The sequence below is a fragment of the Collinsella aerofaciens genome, assembly GCF_902501475.1.
Taxonomy (GTDB): domain Bacteria; phylum Actinomycetota; class Coriobacteriia; order Coriobacteriales; family Coriobacteriaceae; genus Collinsella; species Collinsella aerofaciens_AL.
In genome coordinates, this window is record NZ_CABWIF010000026.1 from 1 (window position 1) to 9,351 (window position 9,351).

9 protein-coding genes are annotated in these 9,351 nt (G+C 60.3%); 3 read left to right on the plus strand and 6 right to left on the minus strand.

Going from position 1 to position 9,351, the window contains the following annotated elements; genetic code table 11:
• Window positions 1-3: 3 nt before the first annotated feature.
• Entirely contained in the window at window positions 4-87 is an 84-nt protein-coding gene (locus GDJ93_RS10300; RefSeq protein WP_226812472.1) for an IS3 family transposase, read from the plus strand.
• 161 nt (window positions 88-248) lie between these two features.
• On the opposite strand, the gene GDJ93_RS06210 is transcribed toward GDJ93_RS10300, so the two are convergent.
• The 6 genes from GDJ93_RS06210 to GDJ93_RS06235 form a co-directional block, all read right to left on the minus strand.
• Window positions 249-647 (minus strand): DUF956 family protein, encoded by a 399-nt coding sequence (locus tag GDJ93_RS06210; protein WP_006235193.1) that lies wholly within the window; start codon window positions 645-647, stop codon window positions 249-251.
• Between the two features lie 120 nt (window positions 648-767).
• Entirely contained in the window at window positions 768-1,688 is a 921-nt protein-coding gene (locus tag GDJ93_RS06215) for a PTS system mannose/fructose/sorbose family transporter subunit IID (protein ID WP_152068157.1), read from the minus strand.
• 16 nt (window positions 1,689-1,704) lie between these two features.
• Window positions 1,705-2,523, minus strand: coding sequence for a PTS mannose/fructose/sorbose transporter subunit IIC (locus GDJ93_RS06220; RefSeq protein WP_117770278.1), 819 nt, complete (start codon window positions 2,521-2,523; stop codon window positions 1,705-1,707).
• 18 nt (window positions 2,524-2,541) lie between these two features.
• Window positions 2,542-3,531 (minus strand): PTS sugar transporter subunit IIB, encoded by a 990-nt coding sequence (locus GDJ93_RS06225; RefSeq protein ID WP_152068158.1) that lies wholly within the window; start codon window positions 3,529-3,531, stop codon window positions 2,542-2,544.
• Between the two features lie 404 nt (window positions 3,532-3,935).
• Window positions 3,936-4,364 (minus strand): hydrogenase maturation nickel metallochaperone HypA/HybF, encoded by a 429-nt coding sequence (locus GDJ93_RS06230; RefSeq protein WP_152068159.1) that lies wholly within the window; start codon window positions 4,362-4,364, stop codon window positions 3,936-3,938.
• A gap of 30 nt (window positions 4,365-4,394) precedes the next feature.
• On the minus strand, window positions 4,395-7,172 hold the full coding sequence (locus GDJ93_RS06235) for an FAD-dependent oxidoreductase (RefSeq protein WP_193221470.1): 2,778 nt from the start codon (window positions 7,170-7,172) through the stop codon (window positions 4,395-4,397).
• Between the two features lie 189 nt (window positions 7,173-7,361).
• Here GDJ93_RS06235 and GDJ93_RS06240 point away from each other — a divergent pair, with 189 nt between their 5' ends.
• Entirely contained in the window at window positions 7,362-8,024 is a 663-nt protein-coding gene (locus GDJ93_RS06240; RefSeq protein ID WP_152068160.1) for a TetR/AcrR family transcriptional regulator, read from the plus strand.
• Window positions 8,025-8,087: 63 nt separating this feature from the next.
• Window positions 8,088-9,095, plus strand: a complete 1,008-nt coding sequence (locus GDJ93_RS06245) for a DUF5692 family protein (protein WP_152068161.1) — start codon at window positions 8,088-8,090, stop codon at window positions 9,093-9,095.
• The last annotated feature ends 256 nt before the right edge of the window (window positions 9,096-9,351 follow it).

The window sequence follows — 9,351 nt, forward strand, 5'->3', positions numbered from 1 at the left end:
TACATAGAGCTCTATTACAATAGGGTGCGCATGCATTCCACCCTGGGCTACATGTCTCCAGTGGAATACGAGCGGCAATACGCTTGAGGATCCTTAAAAGAAAGTCCAGTTTATCCTTCCCACTCCAGGATGGCCGCGATTTAGCGGTCCAGGAAATCGTCCGCAGTCCCGCGCTCGAACTGGGATGCACTTTCCCAATCGAGCCCCATGGGAAACTGCGTCCCACTTTGGGGGGCGCTCTTTAATGACTAGTTACCTTTGTGGAAGAGGTTTTTGATAACGGAGGGGATGCTCTTGGCGCCCTTGGCCGTCACATCGATAAAGTCGGGCGAACGCACAAGCTTATCCTCGTCGACGTACTTGCGGACAGCACGAAGCGTCTCTTTGTCGTCGCGCGTCGAAAACGTAAAGTGACCGTTGTCCTTGGTGAAGATGGCAAAACGCGTGATCTTCTTGGTGCCGCGTAAAACCTCGGCGGCAATATAGTCGACCTCATCCCACGGGATTTGAATATAATCCTCGGGATTGCGCTCGTTGTAATACTCGAACGCCTTATTGCCCACCATCACGTTGCCGTGGCTGGTAAGCCCCATCAGGCAGGTTGCCGGCGTTGCCAGATCGACCGTGCTGTTCTGAGATTGCGCCATGCGCGCCTCGCCCTCCAAATAAAACAATCGGACCGCATCCAGTGTACCCACCGGGTGCGGTCCGTTTCAATGGCTCAAAAGCCCTTGCCTAGCAATTCTCGGTCTTAAGCCGAAACGTGCTTACATGAAGCCGCAGACGCGACCGATGATGCCGATGGCGAAGAGAGCCAGGATGATGACGATCGGGCTGACCTTCTTCTTGAGGAGCTTGCAGACCAGCAGGTTCAGGCACACGGCGGCAAGGCCGGGGATGAGCTGATCGAGGTTGGCCTGAAGCGTGGTGACCTTCACCTGATCAAGGGCGTTAGCACCGATGGAGTTATACATCGTCAGTGCTTCCTTGACACCCTCAGAACCGGAGGGCAGGTTAGCCCAGTCGATAAAGGCGCCAGCAGACTGCGTGACCTTGGAGACGACCGGGGTGAAGGAGATGGACACCCAGCGCTCGACCAGGGCGCCGATGATGAACATACCCAGGATGGAAGCACCCTCGGTGACCTTGCCCATCAGACCGCCGGAGAGGTCCTTGGCGATGGAGGAGCCGACCTTGTAGCCAAACTCCTGCGTGTACCACAGGAAGGCGTAACGGATGATGTTCCACGCGAAGAAGAACAGCAGCGGACCGGCGATGCTGCCGGACAGGGCCAGGGAAGCGCCCAGAGCACCCAGAATCGGGCGAAGGGTGAACCAGAAGGCGGGGTCGCCGACACCGGCGAGCGGGCCCATCATACCGACCTTGACGCCCTGAATGGCGACGTCGTCAATCGGGGCACCGTTGGCGCGCTCCTCCTCGAGAGCGAGGGTAACGCCAATGACGGGGGCGGAAACATAGGGGTGGGTGTTATAGAACTCCAGGTGGCGCTTAAGAGCGGCAATCTGGTCATCCTTGCTGGTGTAGAGCTTCTTGATCGCAGGGATCATTGCGAAGCACCAGCCGCCGTTCTGCATACGCTCGTAGTTCCACGAGCCCTGAAGGAACTGATGACGGAAGCAAACCTTCTTGCGGTCAGCCTTGGTGAGCTGAATCTTGTTCTCTGCCATATGTATCACTCCCCTCCTACTCGTAATCGTTCAGAATGTCGCCGAGCGGGTCGCCGGAGCCACCGCCCATGCCGCCACCCTGCTTGGCCAGATCCTTAAGGCCAAGGTAGATGAGGGCAAGGGAGATGCCGATGAGGCCAAGGGCGATCAGCGTGAGCTGAGGGATGGCAGCAAGGACAAAGCCGAGGATGAAGAACGGCCAGGTCTCCTTGGTGGCCATCATGTTGATGACCATGGCGTAACCGACGGAAGCGACCATGCCGCCGCCGACAGCCATGCCGCCGGACAGCCAGTCGGGCATAGCGTTAAGCGCGTTGGTAACGGCCTCGGCCGGGATGATGCACAGAAGTACTGCCGGGATGGCGATACGAAGGCCCTGCATGAGGATGGCAGCGTACTGCCAGCGCTCGATGCCGGAGAAGTCGCCCTTCTCGGCGCAACCGTCCATGGCGTGAGCGATAGCGGTAGCAATGGTACGGCAGATCATGGTCAGGAACAGACCAGCGACCGACAGCGGGACGGCGACGGCGATGGCCGCGGTAACGGCCTTGGCCGAATCAGTGGCGCCGCCGTTGAGGGCGAGCACCATGATGATCGAAGAAGCGACCGAGGCCAGAGCGGCGTCAGGCGCGACGGCGGCGCCGACGTTAGCCCAGCCAAGGGCCATCATCTGGAGCGAACCGCCCAGGAGGATGCCCTCCTGAAGGTGACCGGTTACGAGACCGATAAGCGTGCATGCCACGAGCGGCTGATGGAACTGGAACTCATCCAGAATGCCTTCCATACCGGCAAGCAACGCGACAATCGCAACAAGCAGAATAGTGATTGCAGACATGTATCGGACCCTCCTTTACTATGCTTGAGCGGCCAGTTCGGCCTTAGCTTTCTTCAACATGGCGTCGAGATCCTCGGAAGCATCCGAAGGAACCTTGCGGACCTCGAACTTGACGCCCTTGGCCTTGAGGGCCTCGAGGGTCTTAACGTCGTCATCGCCCATAGCGACGGCGTTGGTGACGACGACCTTGCCCTTGGAGTGAGCCATGGAACCGATGTTGACTTCCTTGATGTCGACGCCGGCCTCGATGGCCTTGAGCAGATCCTGCGGGTTCTCAAAGAGCAGCATGGCCTTGGTGTCACCAAAGCGCGTGTCCTTGACGACCTCGGCCATCTTCTTGATGGGCACGACGTTGGCATGGACTCCCGGAGGGGCAGCCTGCTCGATCATGGTCTTGCGGAGCTCGTCGTGAGCAACGCCGTCGGAAACCACGATGATGCGGTTGGGGTTGATCTGCTTGGTCCACGTGGTGGCCACCTGGCCATGAAGCAGACGGGTGTCGATACGGACGTGGGCGATCTTGATGTGCCCATCGCCGATGACCGTTCCCGGAGGGATGGCGCCTGCAGGAGCAGCGGCGGCCGTAGCCGGCTTCTTCTCCTCGGGCTCCAGAGACTCGGGCTTGACGCGCACGCCAGCCTTAGCCTCAGTCACGAGATGTTTTGCGATCGCATGTGCAGTGTTCTTTGCGTCAAAGCGCTGCGAATATGCCTCGATGAGCATAGGCAGGTTGACACCGGTGACGATAGCCCAGGAATCGTGGCCCTCGATGAGCCCGCTGATCTGGTTGAACGGCGTGCCGCCCCACAGATCAACGAGGAAGAGCACCTGCTCCTGGTCCTCGAAGGAAGCGATTGCTTCCTCGACCTTGGCACGGAAGTCGTCGGGGCCCATGCTCGGCTCGAGCGAGACCACGGCAACAGACGGCTGATCGCCAAAGACCATCGAGCCCGTCTGCTTGATTCCAGCTGCCAAGTCCCCGTGGCTAGCAAGAACAATACTTACCATCACATAACCTCCTTTTTGTCTACGTATTTCCTACACGACATGAAAGGAGTATAGCTGTTTGGTTTGTGGAATTATAGCTAAATCCGCAAAAGGTTGGATTATTTGTTTAACGTCTAGGTTTGTTACAAGTTGATTACGTTACTGCCTTTTGACTCATTACACGACAAGGCGTCGCTCATCAAGCCAAGCATTTTACAGATACAAGCAGGCTGTTCATTAATATCGATTTTAGGCAAGCGCGAATGCGCTTGTACTGCCGCTATTTTGTTTAAACAAACATGGCTTGACTATTTTCGTGACTTATGGTCTATGAAACCACTCAAAATAGTTGCGGTGGAATAGTTCTTGTTTAAGAGCCAGAAGGCTGGATTTAGGAACTATTTCACCGCAACTTATAGGGGATCCTAGACGATGTGGAGAGGGTTGGCGGCGTCGACGGCATCGGGGGCGTCGGAGAGGCCATCAGGAGCAGCGCCTGCCGGGTCCTCGTCGGGGGTCTCGATCTGTTTGATCATGACCTCTTGGCCCTGCAGCAAATAGGTCTCGCCGCTACCGCAATGGGGACAGGTCTTGCCGTGCTCGACCGTCGCGTAGTCGCAGCCGCACGCCTCGCAACGTGTCACGGCCTCGACGGGCTCCACGATAAGCTCCGCACCCTGCGCGATAGGCTTTTTATCTGCCGCCCAGCGCCAAGCGTCAAGCAGCAAGTCGGGAACGACGCCCGAGACCTCGCCCAGCAGCAACGTCACGCTCGAAACGCGACGCACGCCATTGGCGCGCGCCACGTTCTCGACATCGCGAATGATGTGATAGACGATTCCGAGCTCGTGCACTTTTTCCTCCGCCGTTCCCGTTATGACTACTTACTTGCGACCGAACTTAATCTTGATGGCGCGTTTCAAAGCATACTTGCCCAGGCTTGGGAGCTTTTGCTCGTATTTGACCATCGTTGAGCACTCGGGGCGGTCGCGATCCAGATGGATAGCGTCAAACGCGCACTTGGTGGTGCACAGGCCGCAGCCGATGCACTTGTTGGGGTCGACGATCGAGGCGCCGCAGCCCAGGCAGCGGGCGGTCTCGGCGCGCACCTGCTCCTCGGTAAAGGTCTCAACATACTCGCTAAACGGCGCAGCCTTCTCGCGTTCGCGGTCCACATGCGCAACCTCGCGGCTCGCGTTGTCGTAGCTCTCGAGCACAACGTCGTCGCGGTCGAGCGCGGTGTAGCGGCGCTGGTTGCGGCCGATGGTGAGCGTGGAGCCCGGCTGCACAAAGCGATGGATGGACACGGCGGCCTCGTGGCCGGCGGCGATAGCGTCGATGGCAAAGCTGGGGCCGGTGTAGACGTCGCCGCCCACAAAGATGTCTGGCTCGGCGGTCTGGTAGGTCTGGGGATCGGCAAGGGCACCCTGGCCGCGGCCGAGCTCCACCTTGGAGCCAGCCAGCAGGTCGCCCCACACAATGGACTGGCCAATTGACATGACGACACGGTCGGCATCGACACGGCGCAGATCGTTCTCGTCGTACTCGGGCGCAAAACGGCCCTCGTCGTCAAAGACACGCGTGCAGCGCTTGAAGGTGATACCGCACACACGACCGGCCTCGTCCAGGTGAATCTCCTTGGGGCCCCAGCCGCAGCTGATGTGAGCGCCGTCCTCAACGGCCTCGCGACGTTCCTCCTCGCTGGCGGGCATCTGGGCCTCGCTCTCCAGGCAGAACATCTCAACGTGCTCAGAGCCCAGACGGCAGGCGTTGCGGGCAACGTCGATGGCCACGTTGCCGCCGCCCACCACAATGGTGCGGCCGGACAGGGTATCGATCTTGCCGCTGTTAACCTCGCGAAGGAAGTCGACGGCCACGGTCACGTCCTCGGCACTCTCGCCCGGAATGCCGGCAAGGCGGCCGCCCTGGCAGCCAATGGCAACGTAGAAGGCCTTAAAGCCCTGCGCGCGCAGCTCGTCGAGCGTCACGTCGCGACCGACTTCCACGCCATAGCGGAACTCGGCACCCATCAGGCGAATGATCTCGACCTCGGCCTCGATAACATCCTTCTGCAGCTTAAAGCTGGGAATGCCGTAGGTGAGCATGCCGCCCGGGCGCTCGTTCTTCTCGAACACGACAGGTTTGTAGCCCTTCTCGGCCAAGTAGAAAGCGCAGGACAGGCCGGCCGGACCGGCACCGATGATGGCGATCTTCTGGTCGAAGCCGCCGGCACGCGTCGGGGTCACCACAGGCGGGACATAGCGGGTCGCGGCATCCAGATCGCGCTGGGCGATGAACTTCTTGACCTCGTCGATGGCCACGGCGGCGTCCACACGGCCGCGGGTGCAGGCATCCTCACAGCGGCGGTTGCACACACGGCCGCAGATAGCGGGCAGCGGGTTCTCGCGCTTGATGAGCGCCAGAGCCTCGTCGTAGCGGCCCTGCGCCGCAAGCTTTAAGTAGCCCTGAACGGCGACATGCGCAGGGCACGCCGTCTTGCAGGGCGCAGTGCCGGACTCATGCGTCTCGATGCGGTTGTCGTTGCGGTAGTTGGGCGACCACTTGGTGTGATCCCACTTGGTGGCATCGGGCAGCTCCTGGCGCGGATACTCGGGCACCTGTCCGCCCGCCTTTTTGCTGCAGAGCTTCTGGCCGAGCTTGGCGGCACCGGCCGGGCACACCTCAACGCAGCGACCGCAGGCCACGCACTTGTCCTTCTCGACCTTGGCGACATAGGCCGAGCGCGACAGGTTGGGCGTGTTGAACAGCTGCGAGGTGCGCAGGGCATAGCACACGTTGACGTTGCAGTTGCAGATGGCGAAGATTTTGTTCTCGCCGTCGATGTTGGTGATCTGGTGCACAAAGCCGTTGTCCTCGGCCTGGCGCAGGATGTCGTAGACCTCGTCGCGCGTTACATAATGGCCGCGGTCGGTCTCAACCACATAGTCGGCCATATCGCCCACGGCAATGCACCAGTCGGCGGGGTCGTCGGCGCAGCCCTCACCCATCACGCGACGGCTCGCGCGGCAGCTGCAGGTGCTAGCGGCATATTTGCCATCGTATTTGTCGAGCCAATGCTCGATATGCTCGATCGGCACCGACGTGCTCGCGGCATCGATAGCCTTCTCGACCGGAATGACGTGCATGCCGATGCCGGCACCACCGGGCGGCACCATCGGCGTGGCCTTGGACAGCGGTCCCTTGGACGCCTGCTCAAAGAACTTGGCGTAGACCGGGTGCTCTTCGAGCTGGCTCACGCGCATGTTGAGGAACTCGGCGGAACCCGGTACCAGCATGGGCAGCACCCACTGCTTGGCGCGCTCGGGATTTTCCCAGTTGTACTCGAGCAGACCCGTGTAGCTCATGTCGTCGAGCATCTTCTCGATCTGGGCCTCGGGCATGCCGGTGAGCTTGACCATCTCGGGCAGCGTGTAGGGACGGCGCATCTTCATCTTGCAGAGCACCTCGGCCTGCTCGTCGGTCGCGGCCTCGGCAAACGACCAGTACTCGTAGCCCAGCAGCTCGTCGCGATGCAGCAGACGGTTGGTGCAGTGCTCGCACAGCTTGACGATGGCCTCGCGCGGATGCTCCGGCAGCGGCGGCACGAACTCCGAACCGATGTCGGGCTCGGTGTAGCTAATCCCCGGTCCGTTGAGAATCATGGTTGTCCCTTCTCTTGCCACAGCCCGGCGAGACCGCGGCACCCCTCTTTTTTGCAGGCCGGGCATGCCCCCATGCCGTTCACCCGCCATTGTTGACATTGTGTCAAAAATAGTATTGACGAACCGTCAACAATATTCAAGACTGTTAGGCGAACGGTCAGGCAAAAGAGGATGAAAGGCGGCAAACGCATGGGCGACACGTACGCAGATATCCCTGTGGCCGACGCCACTCTTGCGTCCGATAGCGCGACAAAGCGCTTGACGGGCGACGAACGCCGTCGCGAGATCCTCGATGCCGTGCGCACCGTAAGCTCCGAGCTGGGCGTATCCCACCTATCGGTATCGGCCGTGACCAAGCGAGCCGGCTGTACGCGCTCGCTGTTCTACCACTACTTTGCCGATATGGACGCCGCCGTCACCGCTGTTATGGACGAGGCGATCGACGGCTTTATCTCCGAACTCGAGCAGTGGAACGCCGGCCGCACCGTCGGCGATATCGAGGGCGCGCTCGACACCGTCGCCCCGCTCTTTAAGCGTCTGGTCGCCAGCGGCCGCGAACTGCCGAGTACGCTCACCTCAAGCAGCGGCGCGCTCTACGGCGGCTTTTTGCACAACGTGGTTCAGCGCGTGGCGCAGTATATCTGCGACACCACCGTGGTGGACTTTGTCGCCCATCATGAGCTACGCATCGACCATGTCTACGAGACGTTCTACACCCTCATCATGGGGTTGTTGATGTATATCCGCACGCACCCCGATGTGCCCGACGAGACGGTCAAGGAAATCATCGCCTCGACACTCCACATCGAGGGCTATACCGCCAAGTATCCGGAGCGCAAGCCCCAGAACTGACGACATTTGGCCAAACTGCCCGCGATCAGAAGAGGGGCCGCGGGCGTGTGAAAGGAGAGCAGCATGCTGTTCGATGTTTGGGGTAGCGATACCCTTATCCACTGGGCCGGCTGGGCCATGGTCTTTATCGGCCTAATCGTGCTCAACGAGGTCGGCCGCCGCACCAAGCTGGGCGCGGCCATCATCTTTGGCGTGGCTCCGCTGGCCATGACCATCTATTGCGTCGCCATCGCCATCGGCGTCTCGCAGGGTGCCGAGTGGGCGCTCACCAACCCCACCCATGTGTACCAGAACAGCTGGTTCCACTACGCCAAGGTATACGCGGCGCTCGCCGGTTGCTGGGGCTTCATTGCCATTAAGTACCAGTGGGGCAAGATCGGCAAGGCGCATTGGTTCCGCGCATGGCCGTTTGTGATCGTCGCCATCAACATCATGATCGCCGTCGTATCCGACTTCGAGAGTGCCTATCACTTCTTTGTCCTAGGCCAGTCCACCTGGGTCACCTCCGAGGGCGCCACGCAGCTGGCCGGCTGGAACAACGTGTTCAACGGCATCGCCGGTATCATCAACATCTTCTGCATGACCGGTTGGTGGAGCGTCTACGCCTCCGAGGATCAGACCGACATGCTGTGGCCCGATATGACCTGGGTCTACATTATCGCCTACGATATCTGGAACTTCTGCTACACCTACAACTGCCTGCCCACCCACTCCTGGTTCTGCGGCTTTGCGCTGCTGCTGGCGCCCACCGTCGCCGCCTTTATCTGGAACAAGGGCGGCTGGATCCAGAACCGCGCCTTTACGCTGGCCATTTGGTGCATGTTTGCCCAGGTGTTCCCGTACTTCCAGGAGGAGTCTATCTTTGTGACCCACTCCACGCTCGACCCCGGCGCCGCTACCGCGGTCTCGATCGCCGCACTGGTCGCCAACGTCGCTGCGATCATCTACATCGCCTACCGTGCCAAGAAGCTCGGCCGCAATCCCTACAAGCAGGATGTCTTTGAGGGCACCAGCGATTGGGAGAAGGCTACCGCTCGCCGCGCCAAGGTTGATTACGCGCACGCCGAGTAACGCGCCTGACGCAAACTTCGCTTGAACACGAAGCAGCATAGCCGGCTCCGCGCAACTCAACGCATTGTAGAGCCCCCGGAATGTGATTCGTGAACTGCCTCCCATTTCTTGGACATGAGAAATGGGAGGCTTTTTATGCGTGTCGACTTGAGGGTGAAGCACGACATCGTGGCCAGGAAGGCGGCGATCGGGCTCTTCGAGCGAGGCCACGGCTCCGAGTCGGCGGCGAAGGCGCTGTCGGTCCCGCGCGACACCG